Source organism: Streptomyces sp. NPDC001914, from assembly GCF_042891215.1.
Classification (GTDB): domain Bacteria; phylum Actinomycetota; class Actinomycetes; order Streptomycetales; family Streptomycetaceae; genus Streptomyces.
Genome location: NZ_JBIASW010000003.1, coordinates 191,223 through 209,125, shown reverse-complemented (window position 1 = coordinate 209,125; position 17,903 = coordinate 191,223). Strand labels below are relative to the sequence as shown.

15 protein-coding genes are annotated in these 17,903 nt (G+C 71.1%); 11 read left to right on the top strand and 4 right to left on the bottom strand.

Annotated elements, in window-relative coordinates:
• The first annotated feature begins 83 nt into the window (after positions 1–83).
• Positions 84–1,541, top strand: coding sequence for an APC family permease (locus tag ACFYYF_RS10215; protein WP_388773380.1), 1,458 nt, complete (start codon positions 84–86; stop codon positions 1,539–1,541).
• Between the two features lie 252 nt (positions 1,542–1,793).
• Positions 1,794–3,014, top strand: coding sequence for a metallophosphoesterase (locus tag ACFYYF_RS10210; RefSeq protein ID WP_388773378.1), 1,221 nt, complete (start codon positions 1,794–1,796; stop codon positions 3,012–3,014).
• A gap of 28 nt (positions 3,015–3,042) precedes the next feature.
• On the opposite strand, the gene ACFYYF_RS10205 is transcribed toward ACFYYF_RS10210, so the two are convergent.
• On the bottom strand, positions 3,043–3,789 hold the full coding sequence (locus ACFYYF_RS10205) for a hypothetical protein (RefSeq protein WP_388773375.1): 747 nt from the start codon (positions 3,787–3,789) through the stop codon (positions 3,043–3,045).
• 365 nt (positions 3,790–4,154) lie between these two features.
• Here ACFYYF_RS10205 and ACFYYF_RS10200 point away from each other — a divergent pair, with 365 nt between their 5' ends.
• Positions 4,155–5,189 (top strand): lipid II:glycine glycyltransferase FemX, encoded by a 1,035-nt coding sequence (locus ACFYYF_RS10200; RefSeq protein WP_388773373.1) that lies wholly within the window; start codon positions 4,155–4,157, stop codon positions 5,187–5,189.
• Between the two features lie 121 nt (positions 5,190–5,310).
• Complete coding sequence (locus ACFYYF_RS10195; RefSeq protein ID WP_388773370.1) at positions 5,311–6,393, top strand: GNAT family N-acetyltransferase; 1,083 nt, start codon at positions 5,311–5,313, stop codon at positions 6,391–6,393.
• Between the two features lie 150 nt (positions 6,394–6,543).
• On the opposite strand, the gene ACFYYF_RS10190 is transcribed toward ACFYYF_RS10195, so the two are convergent.
• Positions 6,544–7,425 carry an alkaline phosphatase family protein gene (locus tag ACFYYF_RS10190; RefSeq protein WP_388773368.1) on the bottom strand — a complete coding sequence of 294 codons (882 nt, stop codon included), beginning with the start codon at positions 7,423–7,425 and terminating at the stop codon, positions 6,544–6,546.
• 434 nt (positions 7,426–7,859) lie between these two features.
• Between ACFYYF_RS10190 and ACFYYF_RS10185 the strand changes: the two genes are divergently transcribed.
• The 7 genes from ACFYYF_RS10185 to ACFYYF_RS10155 all read left to right on the top strand — a co-directional run bounded on the left by ACFYYF_RS10185 (position 7,860) and on the right by ACFYYF_RS10155 (position 15,680).
• Positions 7,860–9,719: a glycosyltransferase gene (locus tag ACFYYF_RS10185; protein WP_388773365.1), complete on the top strand. Its 1,860-nt coding sequence runs from the start codon at positions 7,860–7,862 to the stop codon at positions 9,717–9,719.
• A 7-nt stretch (positions 9,720–9,726) separates the two neighbouring features.
• Entirely contained in the window at positions 9,727–10,299 is a 573-nt protein-coding gene (locus ACFYYF_RS10180) for a hypothetical protein (protein ID WP_388773363.1), read from the top strand.
• A 214-nt stretch (positions 10,300–10,513) separates the two neighbouring features.
• Complete coding sequence (locus ACFYYF_RS10175; protein ID WP_388773360.1) at positions 10,514–11,302, top strand: glycosyltransferase family 2 protein; 789 nt, start codon at positions 10,514–10,516, stop codon at positions 11,300–11,302.
• Entirely contained in the window at positions 11,299–12,576 is a 1,278-nt protein-coding gene (locus ACFYYF_RS10170; protein WP_388773357.1) for a glycosyltransferase family 2 protein, read from the top strand. The genes ACFYYF_RS10175 and ACFYYF_RS10170 overlap by 4 nt, the downstream gene beginning before the upstream one ends.
• Positions 12,577–12,589: 13 nt before the next feature.
• Positions 12,590–13,930, top strand: coding sequence for a lipopolysaccharide biosynthesis protein (locus ACFYYF_RS10165; protein ID WP_388773355.1), 1,341 nt, complete (start codon positions 12,590–12,592; stop codon positions 13,928–13,930).
• Positions 13,927–14,880 (top strand): glycosyltransferase family 2 protein, encoded by a 954-nt coding sequence (locus ACFYYF_RS10160; RefSeq protein WP_388773352.1) that lies wholly within the window; start codon positions 13,927–13,929, stop codon positions 14,878–14,880. The genes ACFYYF_RS10165 and ACFYYF_RS10160 overlap by 4 nt, the downstream gene beginning before the upstream one ends.
• Positions 14,877–15,680 carry a polysaccharide deacetylase family protein gene (locus ACFYYF_RS10155; protein WP_388773349.1) on the top strand — a complete coding sequence of 268 codons (804 nt, stop codon included), beginning with the start codon at positions 14,877–14,879 and terminating at the stop codon, positions 15,678–15,680. The genes ACFYYF_RS10160 and ACFYYF_RS10155 overlap by 4 nt, the downstream gene beginning before the upstream one ends.
• Before the next feature lie 81 nt (positions 15,681–15,761).
• Here the strand turns inward: ACFYYF_RS10155 and ACFYYF_RS10150 are convergent, their stop codons facing one another.
• Positions 15,762–16,592, bottom strand: coding sequence for a family 16 glycosylhydrolase (locus ACFYYF_RS10150; RefSeq protein WP_388773347.1), 831 nt, complete (start codon positions 16,590–16,592; stop codon positions 15,762–15,764).
• Positions 16,589–17,869 (bottom strand): NAD(P)-binding domain-containing protein, encoded by a 1,281-nt coding sequence (locus ACFYYF_RS10145; RefSeq protein WP_388773345.1) that lies wholly within the window; start codon positions 17,867–17,869, stop codon positions 16,589–16,591. Before ACFYYF_RS10145 ends, ACFYYF_RS10150 begins: the two co-directional genes overlap by 4 nt.
• Between the last annotated feature and the right edge of the window lie 34 nt (positions 17,870–17,903).

Below are 17,903 nucleotides of genomic sequence, written 5' to 3'. Positions count from 1 at the left end.
GACTGCCCGGCCGGCGCGGTTCCTCCTGTGTCTCCGCCTTCTCTCCCCCTTCGTCCTGCCCACTTCACCCGTGGAGGGTTCCAGTGATCACGAATCAACTGAGCGCGGCCGATGCCGCTGCCGAGCGCCACGCCCTGCGTGGACGGCTGACCACCTTCAAGGTCATCGTGATGGTCGTCGCCGCCGTGGCGCCGATGTCCACCGTGGTCGGCTACTTCCCGCTCGCCTTCATGCTGGGCAGCGGTTACGCCACCCCCGTGACGTACGTCCTGGCCGGGGTGGTCATGGTGATGTTCGCCGTCGGCTACGGGGCCATCGCCCGGCGGATCTCAGCCGCCGGCGGCTTCTACTCCTACATCGCCAAGGGTCTGGGCCGCCCTGCCGGAGGCTCCGCCGGCCTGGTGGCGACCGTGGCCTACAACGCGCTGGTGGCGCTGCTCATCGCGGGCCTCGGCTACTTCGGCAACCTGGTGGTGCAGCAGCAACTGAACCTGGACGTGCCATGGTGGGCCATCAGCGGCGCCGGGGTGGCGCTGGCCGGTGTCCTTGGCTACACCAGCGTGGATCTGGCCGGGCTGGTGGTCAGCGTGCTGATCGCGGCCGAGATCGGGCTGATCGTGGTGCTGGACGTGGCGGTGGTCGCCTCCAAGGGCCTGGCCGCCTTCCCCTTGGCGGCGCTCGACCCCTCGCACATCTTCACGACGGGCTCGCTCGGCATCGGCATGATGTTCGCCTTCGCCTCCTTCACCGGCTTCGAGTCCGCGGCCATCTACGCCGAGGAGACGGTGGACCCGAAGCGCAGCATTCCCCGCGCCACCATCGGCGCGGCCGTGGTCGTGTCCGTCTTCTACGCGCTCACCTCGTGGATCACCGTCGGCGCGATAGGCACCGGCAACGTCGCCGCCGACGCCTCGGAGGCGCAGGGCGACCTCGTGTTCGGCATCTCACAGGAGTTCGCCGGGCACGCCATGACGGTGCTGCTGTCGGTGGCGGTGGTGTCCAGCATGTTCGCCTCGCAGCTCTCCTTGCACAACGCCACCTCCCGCTACATGTTCGCGCTGGGCCGCGAGAGGATGCTGCCCTCCTGGATGGGCGCGAGCCACCCGCGGCTGCGCACGCCCAGCCGGGCCAGCCTCGTGCAGACGGCGTTCAGCGCGGTGGTGCTGGCGGTGTTCGCGCTGCTCGGCCTCGACCCCTACCTGTCCATGGTCACCATCGCCACGGGCCTCGGCGCGATGGGCATCGTGCTGCTCCAGGCGGGCGCGGCGGCGGCGATCGTCGCCTATTTCTGGCGTCGCCGCGAGCAGACCGGGCTGGTCACCATCGTCGTGACGGCTGTCTCCTGCTGCGTGTTCGTGGCACTGACCGTGCTGATCCTGCTCAACTTCAAGCTGTTGACCGGGGCCACCAGCGACACCATCTACGTGCTGCCGGTGCTTCTCCTGCTGATGGCGCTCGGTGGTGCGGCGCACGCGCTGTGGCTGCGGCGGCACCGGCCCGAGGACTACGCGCTGATCGGCAGCTTCACCGGGGACGAATGAGGGGTACGTCCCGAGCCCGAAGTCGGTTGCCTGGAGGCTTGGTCGTGCTCCAGGCAACCCGAGACGGGAGTCACCGTCCGTCCGGCTGCGGCGGGCGATCCCCTCGATCCGGTGCCTTCGCATCGCGGTGGAATCCCGCCGCCCCGCGGAGAACCCTCGCCCCGAGCCGCTGTCCCGTCAACGCCCCTCCGACCCGCCCGGGAGCGAAGAGATACAGTGCGCGGGACGGCAGTCCGGTCAGAGAGGGGCAGTGTGACCGACACCAGCGACACCCGACCCGCCGACAGTACGGCCGATGCGCCGCGGCGGAGCCGGCTGCTCCGCCTGATGCGCTTCATCCCCCTCATCGCACCCGTCCTGTTGTGGGCCGTGCCGTGCTGGGTGCTCCTGTACACCGGCCAGCACTGGCCGCCGGCCGTCACTCTGTCCGGCACCGTCCTGTTCGTCCTTGGCCTCGTCGGTATGCCGCTCGCGATGGTGCGCGGCCACGGCCGGCGTCAGGAGGATCGGACGGCCGTCGTCGGTGACACCCTGCTGGGTTCCAGCTGGGTTCTGTTCACCTGGTCCGTACTGCTCGGCGTCCTCCTGCGGCTCGCCCTGACCGTGGCCGGCGTGGGCGGAGGTCAGGACCGGGCCCGGATCGTCACGTGGGCCGTCCTCGGCGTGACCGCCGTCCTGCTCGCCTGGGGATACACCGAGGCCCGCCGCGTACCGCGTGTGCGCCGGCTCGACGTGCAACTCCCCCGGCTGGGTGCCGGGCTGGACGGCACCCGCGTCGCCCTCATCACCGACACCCACTACGGCCCCCTCGATCGCGCCCGGTGGTCGGCGCGGGTGTGCGAGACGGTGAACACGCTGGAGGCCGATCTGGTCTGCCACACCGGCGACATCGCGGACGGCACGGCCGAACGCCGCCGTGCGCAGGCCGCCCCCCTCGGTACCGTGCGCGCCACCCGGGCCCGCGTGTACGTCACCGGCAACCACGAGTACTACAGCGAGGCCCAGGGCTGGGTCGACCTGATGGACGAGCTGGGCTGGGAGCCGCTGCGCAACCGCCATCTGCTGCTCGAACGCGGAGGCGACACCCTCGTGGTCGCCGGTGTGGACGACGTCACCGCCGAGTCCTCCGGCCTGGCCGGCCACCGCGCCCACCTCGCCGGGGCCCTGACCGGCGCCGACCCGGACCTGCCCGTCCTGCTCCTGGCGCACCAGCCGAAGTTCGTCGACCGGGCGGCGGCCGCCGGCATCGACCTCCAGCTCTCCGGCCACACCCACGGCGGCCAGATCTGGCCCTTCCACCACCTGGTCCGCATCGACCAGCCCGCCGTCGCCGGCCTCAGCCGCCACGGCACCCGCACGCTCCTCTACACCAGCCGCGGCACCGGCTTCTGGGGCCCGCCGTTCCGTGTCTTCGCCCCCAGCGAGATCACCCTGCTCGTGCTCCGCTCCCCGCAGCCGCCCGCCCCGCACTAGCGGTACCGGGGCGGGCCCGGCCCAACCGTCAGGCGCCCTCGACCCGTCCGGGCCGACCGGCGCCGACTCCGGCCTCGTACGCGTCCGGTGCCTTCCGGATGACGGCGAACAGCGCCCGGTCCGTGGGAAGACCGGCGGCGTCGAAGGCCCGGTGCCTGCCGAGATGTTCGACCCGCCCGCCGGGACAGGTCTTCAGCAGATACTCCGTTAGCCACACGTCAGGCGTCGGCAGCATGCGCGGCAGCCCGAACGACTCGGGCATCTCGTCCTCACCGCTGTCGAAGAACATCACCTTGCCGGTCCGGTCCCAGAGCCCTCGCAGCAGGTCGGTGGCGGCGTCGAAACCCAGCTCCCGCACCAGGTGGTGCCAGAGGGACAGCAGGAGGGTGCAGTCCGCCGTCGGCAGGAGCACGAGCGTGTCGGGACGGAACTCGAGGCCCATCACCGCGACGTTGTCCAGCCCGTTGCGCCGCACGGCGGTCGTCGCCGTGCGAACGCATTTGGGATCCGCCTCCAGCGCCACGGAGGGAATGCCGCGCTGGGCGAACTTGACCGGGAAGTAGCCGACGTTCGCGCCCACATCGAGCGCGCTCTCCACGCCCAGCCGCGCGACGACCGGTTCCATCGCCGTCCACCGCGACCCGGTACCGACGGATCGCTTCGCCCTGCGCACCCGGATTCCGGGCACCGGCTGATAGATGCCGTCCGGCAGCGCGTCCAGCTTGAGCCGGAGCGTGTCGATGGCATCGTCGACCTTGCGGCGCGCACCACTCATGAGTCGATGCGACGGGAATTGCTGGTGGAGACGCACCATGCGCGTGGAAGTCTGAGTTCCGGCGACTTGGTTCACGGATACCTCTATCGACTGGCGATATACAGGTCGTTCGTAAGCCCATTCCGAGAAAAGAATATCTTCTGACCTGGCCTTCCGCACGTTGATGCCCCGCCGCCAGGGGGCGGGGAGCCGGGGCCTTCGAGCGGAGATGCGACCCCCTGAGCGACAGAGCACCCTTGAACGAGTGAAGGGTCAAAACGCCTACCGTTCGCGACGCGTAAGGAAGTAGCGTCATGCGCTTTTCGGGCCCGCGAACCTCTTCGCCCCGGGATCGCCTCGATGTCTCGCCCCGGGATCGCCCCGCTGTGACGAGTCCGGCGCCCCGGGAGGAATGGCAGCGCCTGGTCGACGGGAGCGACGAGACGCTGATCACCCAGACCCCGGGCTGGCTGGACTGCATCTGCGCGACCGATCCGTACGAAGACGCCAGTCGGCTCTACGAGTTCGGCGACGGCGGCGGGATCGTCGTGCCGCTGGTCCGCCGACGTGGCTGGCCCGCCCGTCTGATCGCCCAGGACGCCTGGCCCTCCGAGTGGGGCATCGGAGCTCCTGTCACCGCCGAGACCCCCGACCCGAAGCACGTACGCGCGGTCTTCGGGGATCTGGCCCGCCTTCCCGCCAATCGCGTGTCCGTGCGGTTCGGGCCGGACGTGGACCCCGCGTGGCTCGCGGCGGTGCCGTCCGCCTTCACCACCTCGAGCCACACGACGTACATCCTGGACCTCGACGGCGGCTTCGACGACGTCTGGAGACACAGGTTCAAACCACCGGTGAGAACCGCCGTACGCAAGAGCGAGAAGGCGGGAGTCGACGTGGAGGTCGACCGCACCGGGCGCCTGGTGCCCGACTTCTACGCGCTCTACCAGCACTCGATCGCCCGTTGGGCGCAGCAGCAGAACGAGCCGCTGGCGCTCGCCCGCTGGCGCCGGAGGCGGATCGACCCGCTGTCCAAGTTCCAGAACGTCGCCGAGACGTTCGCCGAGTCCTGCGCCGTGTGGATAGCCACCTACCAGGGGCAGCCCGCGGCGGCCATGATGGTGCTGCGCCACGGGCCTCACGCGAAGTACTGGCGGGCCGGCATGGTCAAGGAACTGGCTCATCCGAGTCGCGCCCCCACCCTGCTGCACAAGCTCGCCATCGAGGACGCCTGCGCGGCCGGCTGCCGCTTCTACCACATGGGCGACTCGGTGCCGGACTCCTCCGTCAGCGTCTTCAAGGAACGGCTCGGCGCCCGCGGCTACCCGTCGTTCGGCTGTCGCAGGGAAGTGCTCCCCCTGACATCGATCGATCAGCTCCTGCGCGGCGCGGCGAAGCGTCTCATCGGTTTCAAGGACGAGTGACCCCTGAACACCACCGAGATGCCCGGCCCAGGTGCCCCGCCTAGCATCGGAGGTGGGCACGTGGGTCCTCGGTCCGCGGGCGTCGTCCTCGCGGAGCCCCTACCTCCGGCGGGAGAAGCCCGTGAACGCACCTGCTGAGCTCCTGGTCGACACTCCGGCCGGTCTCGCGCGCATCACGACCCCGGCACCACGCGACGTCTGGTGGGAGCTGGCGGGCAAGGATCTGGACACCAACCCCAGCCAGACCCCGCATTGGCTGGACTGCCTGTGTGCCACCGGCCCCTACCGGGACGCGAGCCGCCTCTACGAGTTCGAACGGGGTCATCGACTCGTCCTCCCGCTCGCCGGCAGGACGCATCGTCCGCAGATCCTGGGCTCGGAGGAGTCCTGGCCGGCCCAGTGGGGCATCGGAGGGCCGGTGTGTCCGGAACGGGTGAGTCCGGCCGAAGCACGTGTGGTCTTCGCCGATCTCGCGCGGCTGCGCGCCCTTCGGGTCGGGGTGCGGTTGCGGCCCGCGGACCAGGACGTGTGGGCGGACGCCGCGGCCGGATTCCGTCTCGAACCCCACATGACGCAGAAGGTGGACCTCGACGGCGGCTTCGGCACGGTCTGGGAGCGGCGCTTCGGGCGTCGTGTGCGGCGGGAGATCCGCCGCGCCGAGCGCTCGGACGTCGACGTCGAGGTGGATCGCAGCGGCCGGCTCGTGCCCGCCTTCTACCACCTGTACCGGAAGTCGATCGTGCGCTGGGCCGAACAGCAGCACGAGCCGCTGGCGTTGGCCCGCTGGCGCCGGACGCGGGAGTTCCCCCCACGACGACTGGAGGAGGTGGCCTCCCGCTTCGGTGAGGGGTGCGCGATCTGGATGGCCTGGTGCGCCGGAGAGCCCGCCGGTGCATGTGTCGTCCTGCGCCACGGAGGTCACGCCAAGATGTGGCGCAGCGCCATGGACCGGGAGCTGGCGCATCCGGTCCGGGCCGTTCCCCTGTTGTACCGGCTGGCGATCGAGGACGCGTGCGAGGCGGCCTGCCGGACGTTCGACATGGGGGAATCCGCCCCGGGGTCGTCGCTCGCCGAGTTCAAGGCGTCGTTCGGGGCGGAGACCTTCTCGTCGCCGCGCTACCTCCGGGAACGGCTTCCCGTGTCGGCGGCCGAGCGCCGGCTGCGGACGGCCGTCAAGCGGCTGATCCGCTTCGAGGACGCCTGACTTTTCGGCGCCCCGGCCTTCGGCGTCCAGGTCACCTCGGCGTCCGGGTCACCTCGGCGTCCGGGCCCTCGGGCGTCTCAGCCGCCGGAACCCCCGTGCGCCTTGACCCGTCCGGCCTCGTCACGTGTCGGCGTCCGGGTCGTCGGCGTCTCAGTCGTCGTCCCACACGTCGACGGGTTCCGAGTCGGCGCTGTGGTGCAAGGGCTTGAGGTCGTACGCGTCCACGAGCATGCGCAGCAACCCGAACTGATTGTTCGGCTGATCGTCGTCGCCCGGCCGGACGTGCTCACCCACCAGTACGGTGGGGATGTGGTTGGGGCCTTGCCCGTCGTCCTCGTCCCAGGTGACGACCAGCAGGCTGTTGTGGGTCATGGCCCAGTCCGCGTAGGCCCCGAGGCTGTCCCGCAGCCAGGTGTCGCCCTCCCGCACACGACCGCCGTGCATGTCGTGATCGAGGTCCGGGACGACGAAGGCGACCGTCGGCAGATCCGTGAAGTCGCGGGGGAAGTCGGTCCACGGGCGGTTGGCGGACGCGGGCAGGTTGTCGAAGTTCACCCAGGGGTTGTGCCGGCGCACGTAGGCACCGCTGGAACAGCCGGTGAAGCCCACACGGGGCATGCTCTGCGCATAGCCCACGAAGCTCTTGCCTGCCTGGAGGAGTTGAGAGCCGAGGTTCCGCGAGGTGAGCGCGTGCGGACAGGAGTCGTCGTCGACGCCCAGGAAGGAGCCCGAGAACAGCGCCAGGAAGTTCGGCTGGCTCGGACGGGTGAGGGCGTAGAACTGGGTGAGTGAGGCGCCCTTGTGGGCCAGTTGGTTGAGGTACGGGGCATCCGGGCTTCCGATGACGGCGTCGTAGGACTGGTCCCCCTCGATCACCACGACGATGTGGTCCGGACGGGGAATCCCCGACCCGGCCGCCTGGTCGCAACCCGCTGTGGCCAGAAGCGTCACCACGACGGCCGCCCAGGCGAGGAGCCCCCTCGTCAGGCGATGCCCCGTTCCCGGTCGTACGCCTCGCGTGCGTGGCTTCACCGCTCTCCTCACGGGCACCGTTTCCGCTCTCCCTCCGAGCACCGTTTCGGCTCTCCCTCCGAGCACCGTTTCGGCTCTCCCGACGGGCACCGTTCGACTCTCCCGCAGGACACGACTTCGACGCGCGCCGTGCGTGATCCCCGCGCGTCGCCACTTGCAGCGATCGGAAATACCGTCACAATCAGTACCAATATCTCTTATCGGTCGGCATCGTGTACTGATGTGGACCGACGAGCGGGAGTGCCGTCAGCCGGTGTCACGGATGGCCGTTCGCCGGGACGGGGGAACCGACAGGCCGGATCCGGAAGGTGCCAGATGCGTCGAGTCAACGCCCCCGTCGGTCGCGATGGGAGGGTGGCGGGTTCTTTTGAGGAGCCGGTGTGCCGCGTGACGGGGATCGTCGTCGGAGCACCGGTTCTCCGGGAGACCTCTTCATGGGCAAGCTCCAGACGCTGACGAACGGGCGCATGACGTCCTTCACCAGCGCCGTGGCGCGGCGGCCGGGTACCGCCGCCGGGGAGCGGCGTCCCTCCGGTCCGACCCCGGCACGCCAGTGGACGGCGCGCCTCCTGCTTCCCGTGGCCCTCGTCCTCTGGCTGCTGTCGCTGCGCCACGTACACCTGGCCGGGATGCGCGACTACGGCCTGCTGCAGGTGCTGCCGGTTCTCTTCTGGGTCGCCCTCGGACTGCTCGTCCTCGGCTTCTGCCTGCTTCTGAGCGACCGGCGCACGGCCGGTGGATGGTTCGCGGGCTACGTCCTGGGGCTGATCGCCGTCATCCACGCGACACCCACGCTGCTCTACCCGACGCTGCGCTACAGCTGGGCCTGGAAACACGTCGCCGTGACCGACGCGGTGATCCGCCACCAGGGCGACGTACCCCACGCGGGCAAGCTCGCCATCTACAACCAGTGGCCCGGGTTCTTCGACCTCAACGCGTTCTTCCTGCAGGCCACCGGCCTGCATTCTGCGCTCGGTTACGCGACCTGGACCCCGCCCGTCTTCAACGCCGTACTGCTCGCACCCCTGCTGCTGCTCTACCGGACGGTGACGCGTGACCGACGGCTGATCTGGGGGGCGGCGTGGATCTACTACTCGTGCTCCTGGGTGGGGCAGGACTACTTCGCCCCCCAGGCCTTCGCGTTCCTGCTCTTCGTGACGGTGATGGCCCTGGTCATGGGGCAGTTGCCCACTTCGGTACTCCATCGCAGGGGCGACGCGCGCTACATCCGTACGGGCGACACCCGGGCGGCCGACATCCCCACGGGCCGATGGCCCGTCGGCCGGTTCGTGCTGGTCATGGTGCTCGCGGCCGTCATCATCTCCTCGCACCCGCTGACACCGCTCATGCTGATCAGCGCGCTGGTGGTGCTGTCGTTCCCGCGGCGCAACCGGCGGGTCGTGCTGCCCGTCCTGGCCGGGACCACGCTGCTGGCCGTGGTCTGGGACGCCACCGTCGCCCGCCCCTACATCGCGGACAATCTGAACGACTTCATGGGCTCACTGCTCAAACCCGACACCAACGTCGTCTCCGGGCTCGCCGCCCTCGGCACCGCGGCCCCGGGTCATGTCGTGGTGGCCTGGGTCGACCGGGGGCTGTCCGCCGCGGTGTTCGTCCTGGCGGCCCTCGCCTTCCTGGCCCGGCCCTGGGTCCGCCGCACCAGCCTGGCCCTGCTCGTGGTGGCTCCGCTGCCGGTGCTGGCGGCGAACGCCTACGGCGGAGAGATGATCTTCCGCGCGTACCTCTTCGCGCTCCCCGCGGCCTCGCTGCTGATCGCGGTCCTGCTCCTCGAACGGGGCAGCCGGCCGCGCCTTCAGGTACTGGCCGCCTGTCCGGTGCTCCTCGCCCTGCTCGGGGGACTCATGTTCGGCTACTACGGCAAGGAATCATCGAACTACTTCACGAAGGACGAGGTGGCGGCCGCACGCTTCGTCGCGGCCACCTCTCCCCCCGGGTCCACGGTCGTCTCCCTGACCTCGGCCGTGCCCGGCCTGTACCTGCGCTACGACGACAACCCCATGGTGGAGTTCGACCAGCAGGACATCGAGGACCGGCGGCGGCTGGTGAAGGATCCGGTGAAGGGGCTGGAGGGGTTCCTCCCGGATGCCAGTCCGCAGCAGCCCGCCTACATCATCCTGAGCCGGGCCCAGGCGGCCGACCTCTACCAGACGGGGGTCCTGCCCGCCGACACCGTGCAGCGCATGGAGACGGCCCTGTCGAAGAACCCGGACTACATCCCCGTCTTCCGCACCAAGGACGCGGTGGTCTACCGGTACCAGGGCACGAAGAGCTGAGGGGGCCATGACCTCCCTGCGCTGGGGACTCGCGCTGTCCGGCTGGGTGACGCTGATGGTGGTCACCCTCCTGCCGGACGCCCTGGTCCTGCGCGGGGTGGTGGCGACGGCGTTCCTGCTCGTCTGTCCCGGCCTGGCGGCCTCCCGGTGGGCCCGTCCGGGTGCCGCACGCGTCAGGGACCGCACGGTGCTTCTGGAGACGGGCGTACTGACCCCGACGCTCAGCGTGTCGATCGCGGTGCTCGTCGTGGAACCGCTGTTCCTGCTCGACGCGTTCGGCGTCACCCGGGCGCTGCTCGCGCTGGCCGCCGTCACCTCCGTCCTCGCCCTGCTGCCCAGGCACGACGGACGGCTTCGCCGCGCGCCACGAGCCGCCCCCGACACGGGCTCACGGACGGCCGACAACGGCGGGTCCGCACCGGCCGACACCGACCGACCGGAGCCTGCCGACTCCAGCCTGCCCCAGCCGGTCGACACCGGTCGGTCCGAGCACGGCAACACCAGTCGGTCCGAGCCCGGCAACACCGGTGGGTCCCAGCCTGTCGACAACGGCCGGTCCCAGCCGCCGGCCCCGGAGTGACACCGCCACACGACCCCTCCCGGCAGCCGCCACGCCGCCCATGAGGCGGCGGTGCTGCCCGCCCGTAACACCGGCTCCGCCCCCGCCCGCCCGGCGGGGGCGGAGCCTTGCCCTCCGAAAAAGCCTGGTCGCCGCCTTGACGTCTCCCACAAATCGGGTGAAAGTGTAGATATACGTTGTAAACGTATACCGTAGGCGTCGTACTCGGAGATGCATGATCATGTACAACGACCCGATTCTCAGTGACCAGCGAGAGGCCGAGGCACACGGCACCGTCAGTCTGGTCGTCCCGGCCCTCAACGAGGCGCGCAACATCGCGTGGGTCTTCGATCAGATCCCCGCCTGCGTGGACGAGGTCATCCTCGTCGACGGGGACTCGACCGACGCCACGGTCCCCATGGCGCAGCACTGCCTGCCGACCGTGCGCAACGTGCGGCAGAGCGGCCCCGGCAAGGGCAACGCCCTGCGAACCGGCTTCCTCGCGGCCAAGGGCGACTACGTCGTGATGATGGACGCCGACGGCAGCATGTCACCGGCGGAGATCCCCCACTTCGTGCACTTCCTCGACCACGGCTACGACTTCGTCAAGGGGTCGAGGTTCGTCGCGGGTGGCGGCTCGCTCGACATCACCCCCATCCGCAAGATGGGCAACCACGTGCTCCTGCTCGCCGCCAACCGGCTGTACGACGCGTGCCTGACCGACCTGTGCTACGGCTTCTGCGCCTTCCGGCGCAGCTTCCTCGACCAGCTCGACCTGCACGCCGTCGGTTTCGAGATCGAGGCCGAGATGATCGTGCACGCCCTGCGCTCCGGCCTGCGCATCGCCGAGGTCCCCAGCCTGGAACTGCCCCGGCGCAGCGGCTGCTCGAACCTGCACGCCATATCCGACGGGCGCCGGGTGCTGCGCACCCTGTTCTCGGAGCGTCCGGGCGCCCGGTCGTCCTCCGCCCGGTCCTCCTCCGCCCGCACCTCCTCCGCACGGCCGGAGAGGAGCGCGTCGTGACCGCCGCGGCGGTCGGCTCCCCTCTCGTCCGGCCCCCGGTGCCGGTGGTCGACATCGACCTGGCCCGTCCGGGCGAGTTCCGGCTGCCCGGCGACCGGGGGCCGACCCGGCCGCAGCGACAGGCCCGCGCACTCGTACGACTGTATGGTCGCCCTCTCGGCATGGTCAGCGCCGCGGGCGCCGCCGGACCCGACGGTCTGTGGCGGGCGCTGGCCGAGACGGCGCACGTGGAACTGGCCGAACAGCTCACCCGGCTCCGCGCCGTGGACCGCGCCGAGACCTCCGGCGGTGGCGTCCGGCATCCCGCGCTCCAGCAGGCGCCCGCCATCAGCGTCGTCGTGGCCACACGCGACCGGCCCGGGAAACTGCGCCACTGTCTTCGCTCGCTGCTGCGCTCGACCTACCCGGCGTTCGAGGTCATCGTGGTCGACAACGCCCCGTCCGACGGCGCGACGGAAGCCCTGATCCGCGAGGAGTTCGCCGGACGGGTCCGCTACGTCCGTGAACCCGTCGCCGGGCTGGCCCGCGCCCACAACAGGGGGCTCGCCCGGGTCCGCGGATCCGTCGTCGCCTTCACGGACGACGACACGCTCGTCGACCCCGGATGGCTGCCTGCGCTGGCCGGTACGTTCGCCCGCGACCCACGGATCGGGTGTGTCACCGGCCTGATCGTGCCCGCGGAGCTGGAAACCCCGGCCCAGAACGCGCTCGAACGGCAGGGCGGTTTCGCGAAGGGGTACGTCCCGCGCACCTGGTCCCTGTCCGATCCGCCGGGAGACCCGCTGTTCCCGTTCACCGCGGGCCGCTTCGGCTCCGGCGCCAACATGGCGTTCCGTACCGACGCGCTGCGCGCCCTGGGCGGCTTCGACGCCGCCACCGGTGCCGGGACACCCGGCCGCGGCGGTGACGATCTGCTCGCCTTCTTCGAGATCCTGACGGCCGGTCACACCCTCGCCTACCAGCCGAGTGCCATCATCTGGCACTGTCATCGCCGCACGGGGGACGCCGTGGCCGCGCAGGCCTTCGGCTACGGCGCCGGTCTCGGCGCCTATCTCACCGGCGCGCTGCTGCGCCACCCCCGCCGGCTGCCCGCCCTGCTGCGGCGACTGCCCCGCGGCATCCGGTACGCCATGACCAGATCACACGCCCGCGGCGCCGATCCCGAGGCCGGCTGGTCCCGGCAGCTGGCGCTCCTGGAGCTCCGGGGCATGGTGTACGGCCCCTGCGGCTATCTCCGCGGACGTCTCACCGGCGCCGGCGCCGGTGCCCGATGATGAGGTGAGCGGCTTGGACACCAGTCCGGTGACCGACTCGGCCGCGCGCGGCGCCGGCCTCCGTCGACGCCCCCTGGACCGGCTGCGCGCCGGGGTCGCCGCCGTGCTCCCGGGCGAGCCCGTGCTGCGCACGGGACACGTTCTCGCGGTGAGTTCCCTCGTCAACGCCGGCCTCGGCTTCTTCTTCTGGACCTTCGCGACGCACTGGTACGACGAGCGGACCGTGGGCCTGAGCTACTCGGCACTCATGGCGTCCCTCCTCCTCACCGGCATCGGGCAGCTCAACCTGAACGACTTCCTGGTGCGGTTCGTGCCGACCGCAGGCCGCCGCAGCCGCCGTCTGGTCCTCACCTGCTACGCGGCGAGCACGGCCTTCAGCGTGGTGGTGGCCCTGGTGTTCCTCGCGCTGGTGCCGGTGATCTCGCCCAGGCTCGGCTTCCTGCTGACTCCGGTCACCGCGACCTGCTTCGTGGTGGCGACCGCCGGCTACGCCGTCTTCGTCCTGCAGGACGGCGCGCTCACCGCCGTCCGGATGCCGGGCTGGGTCGTGGGCGAGAACCTGATCTTCGCCGTGGTGAAGATACTGCTGCTCGGCCTCGGCGCCGCCCTCGGCTTCTTCTCCGGGATTCTCCTGTCATGGGCGGGAGCCCTGGTGGTCTCACTGATCGTGGCCAACTCCGTCCTGATGCGCCGGGGCCTTCCCCGGCACGAGCGGGAGACGAACACCGCGCCGCCCCCGCCCCGCATGCTCGGGTACGCCACGGCCGACTACGTCGGCTCGCTGTTCCGGGTCGCCGGATACACCGTGGTCCCGCTGATCGTGCTGAACAACTGCGGTGCCGAGCAGAGCGCCTTCTACTCGGTCGCCTGGGGCGTCGCCTACGTCCCCTACCTGATCGCCCGCAACATGGGAACGTCGCTGCTCGCCGAATCCGTGCGCGGGCCCGAACGGCTCGTGGAGCACTCGCTGCGCGTCCTGCGCCACTCGGGTCTGCTGCTCGGCGCCGTCACCGTCGTCCTGGTCGCCGCGGCCCCGCAGATCCTGTCGATCTTCGGTGCCTCGTACGCCGCCGAGGGCAGCACGCTGTTGCGGCTGCTGGCGCTGTCCGCACTGCCGAACCTGCTGCTGAGCGTGGCCATCGACGTGGCCCGGGCGCAGCGACGGCTGCGCTGGGCGGTGTGGCTGCAGGTCGCCATGTGCGTCCTCGTGCTCGGACTCACCCATCTCCTGCTGCCGGAGATCGGCCTCGTGGGCGCGGGCGTCGCCTGGCTCGTCACCCAGTGCCTGATCGCCGGCTTCCTGCTCGTGTCCCGGTCCCGCTGGCTCGTCCCCGTCTCCGAAGGCTCATCATGAACAGCGCCTTGTCCACCGAACGCACCGTCCCCACCCTGGCGGTCGTCATCTGCGCCTACACCCTGGACCGCTGGGAGGACCTGCGGGCCGCGATCGCGTCGGTCCTGGTCCAGGACCCGCCCGCCGACGAGGTGGTGCTGGTGGTCGACCACAACCAGAGCCTGCTGGAGCGGGCCGAGCGGGAGCTGTCCGGCGTCCACGTGGTGCCCAACCGGCGGCGCCGCGGTCTGTCGGGGGGCCGCAACACCGGAGTGGAGGTCTCCCACGCCGAGGTGGTGGCCTTCCTCGACGACGACGCCACCGCGGAACCGGGCTGGACGGGCCGTCTGCTGGCGCCGTACGGCGACCCTCGCGTGCGGGGTGTCGGCGGTTTCGTCCGGCCCTGGTGGGCCACCGAGCGCCCGGCGTGGTTCCCGCCGGAGTTCGACTGGGTGGTGGGCTGCTCCTACCGCGGCCAGCCGCTGCGGGCCGCCCGCGTCCGCAACTTCATCGGCGCCAACATGTCCTTCCGTCGCAGTGAACTCATCGCCGTCGGCGGCTTCCTCGACGCCCTCGGACGCGTGGGCAGCCGTCCGGCGGCGAGTTGCGACGAGACCGACCTGTGTCTGCGGATCGCCGCCCGCGACCCGGAGGCCGTCCTGCTGTACGAGCCGAGGGCCGAGATACGGCACCGGGTCCCCGCATCCCGTACGAGCTGGGCGTACTTCCGCAACCGGTGCTACATCGAGGGACTGTCCAAGGCGCTGGTGGCGCGGCGCTGCGGCAGCGGACCGGCGCTGTCCAACGAGCGCGTGTACGTGCGGTCGGTCATCCCGCGGGCCCTCGCCCGCAACCTGAGCCGGATCCGGCGCCCCGGCGCGCTGCGCACGATCGGGGCGCTGTCCGGGGGTGTCGGCGCGACCGTCACCGGTTACCTGGTCGGGTCGGTCCGTCCGCTGGGTGGGTCATGAGCGTCGTGCCCGTCTTCCTCTATCACGCGGTGTCGGACGACTCGCCGTCGTGGCTGGCGCAGTTCACGGTCGGTCCGCGCACGTTCGTCGAGCAGCTGGACATGATCGCCGGCAGCGGACTGCACGTGATCCCGCTGCGGCGGCTGGTCGCGGCACAGGCGGGCGGACCTCCGGTGCCACGGCGGTCCGCGGTGCTGACCTTCGACGACGGGTACGCGGACTTCGCCTCGACGGTGGCTCCCCTGCTCGCCGCACGGGGACTTCCCGCCACCCTGTACGTGACGACGGGCGCCCTGGAGCCCTCGGGCCGGGGCCCGTTCCCGTCCGTGGCGACGCTCACCTGGGACCAGGTCCGGGAGCTGGACAGGGCCGGCGTCGAGATCGGCGGTCACACCGAGACCCATCCGCAGCTGGACACCCTGCCGCGGGCGTCGGCTCGGGAGGAGGTGGAAGGCTGCAAGCGGCGGATCGAGGACGAACTCGGGCACGGTGTCGACTCGTTCGCCTACCCGCACGGCTATTCCAGCCGTACCGTGCGCGCGCTGGTGCGGGAGGCCGGCTGGACGTCGGCCGCCGCCATCCGAGCGGCCTCCGCCTTCAGTTCGGAGGGGGACGACTCCCTGCGGTTCGCCCGGCTCATGGTCCGGGCCGACACCGGCCGGGACCGCTTCGCGCTCTGGACCAGCGGTGAGGGGGCCCCTGTGGCACCGTTCGCCGAGGGGCTGCGGACGAGGGGCTGGCGAGCCTACCGCCGGGCGCGAGCGGTGACCGGCCTGCCGTACCGGGCGATACCCGCCTGACTCACCCGGCTCGGCTCCCGCCCGACTCACCCGGCTCGGCTCTCGGCAGGACCCCGGGCGGAAGATCCCGCTGACGTCACGTCAACGCTGCCAGACCCGGACCCAGTCGACGAGCATGCGCGCGGAGTCGGTTCCCGGAGGCGGGGTGTAGGGAAGGCCGACGGCCAGGTTGAGGATGACCTCCATGGGCTCGTGGGGAATGCGCTCGGGCTCGCTCACCCGGAACCGTTCGACCCCGTCCACGTACCACACGAGCCGGTCCTTCTCCCACAGCAGCCCGAAGACGTGGTAGCGGTCGGGGAAACCGTCCGAGGTGAAGGTCCCCTTCTGTTTCCTCTCCTGGCCCTCGGCGTTCCGCCAGTGCACGAACATCGACGCCGTCCGCGTGGTGCCGAGGAACTCCACGATGTCGATCTCGGGCGGGGTGTAGCGGCTCGCGGGCATCATCCAGAACTCCGGTGACATCCCGCCCTGCGACGGAATGCGGATCGCCGCCTCGAAGTAGCCGTAGGTGAAGGTCTTCCGCGGCTGGGCGTACCAGTTGTCGCGGCCGGTGGAGATCATGCCGGACACCCAGGGGTAGTCCTTTCCGTCGCTGCCGCGGATGGTCCGGCGCTCGGCGTCGAGGCTCACCTTGCCCCCGCTCACGGAGACCTGACCGGGCTGGTACCACTCCAGTTCGTGGTTGGTGCTGATCGTGCAGCCGTCCTCGTTCCAGTCGTAGCACGTGGTCCAGCGGTTCTTGTCGAGTCGTGAGCCGTCGAAGTCGTCGTGGAAGACCAGGCGCCAGTCGCCCTGCGCCGGGGGCCGGGGCGTCGCGGTTCCGGAGGTGGTTCCGGGCGCCGGTCCGCCCGCGCCGCATGCCACGAGCAGCAGCATGAGCGCACCGAGCACCACGCCTCGGGCCGTCATCGGCGGGTGCGCGCCCCGGCCGCGACGGAGCGGGCCACGCGGCGCGCGGCGAATCCGGTGCCGGCGACGAACCTCAGCACGGGACCGAAGGTGGGAGCCGCGGCCAGTCCGGTGAAGTACAGGCCGGGCACGGTGGACTCGAAGCCGGACGACAGCCGGGGCGCGCCGTGGACCGTCCAGATCTCCCGGCGGAGCCGGGGTGCCAGGATGCGGAGCCGGTCGACGTCCACCCGGTACCCGGTGGCCAGCAGCAGATGGTCGGCCCGCAGCAGCCTCGTCCGCCCGTCGGCGTCGACGACGTCCAGGCGCACCACGCCGTCCTCGTCCTCCGCGGAGCGGACCCTGCGGCCGCACAGCACGGGGATGTCGTCCATCCGGGGCCGCAGCCACCAGCCGCCGGACGGTCCGAGCACGTCGTGCACGAGCCGCGTCCGCAGCCCCTGCGGCAGCCGGCGGATGGCGCCGCCGCCGTGGCAGCACGCCAGCAGTGACCAGCCGGGGCCGAGCGGCGAACCCGGCTTCAGCAGCCGGACCGGACGCGGCCGGTCGGACGGCCGGTCGGTGTCGGGCGGGCTGCCGAACGCGACTGACGGCGCGCGGACGATCACGGTGGGGAGGGCTCCGGCCTCGTGCAGCAGCGCGGCGCTCTCCAGCGCCGACTGTCCCGCTCCGAGGACGGCCACCCGCTGCCCCGAGAACCGGGAGAGATCACGGTGCCGACTGGTGTGGGAGACCAGTTCCCCGGGGAGCCGGCCGGACAGGTCCGCGGGCTCGTGGGCGAACGGGACCTGTCCGGTGGCCATCACCACGTTCTCGGCGAGGAACTCCTCCCCCGAGTCCAGCGTGACGCCGAACAGCCCGTCCACGTGCTCGACACCCTGGACGCCCTGACGTTCCAGTTCCGGCACACGGCGCTCCTGGAACCACCGTCCGTAGGCGATCATCTCCTCCACGGGGATGGGGTAGCGGTCGCCGACCCGTCCGAGTCCCCGCGCGGCACGGAAGTCCTCCAGGCGGTATCCGGACTCCGGCGCGGAGATGGAGGAGGCGGCGGGCACGGACTTCAGATACATGCCCATGGGCATGTTGGTGTGCCAGGACTCCATGGGTTCACCGAACACCCGTCGGGGGGTCCCCGCCGCGCTCAGCCAGGCGGCCGTGGCGAGGCCGTAGGGGCCCGCCCCGATGACGACCGTGGGCGGCCGCCGCAGGGAATCACGGGTGCCCCCGCTCCCGGCGGCTCCGTGCCGGACGCTGAAGCCGGTGTTCATGGGCATGGTCGTCCCCTTCGGTCTCGCGCGGTGCCGACGC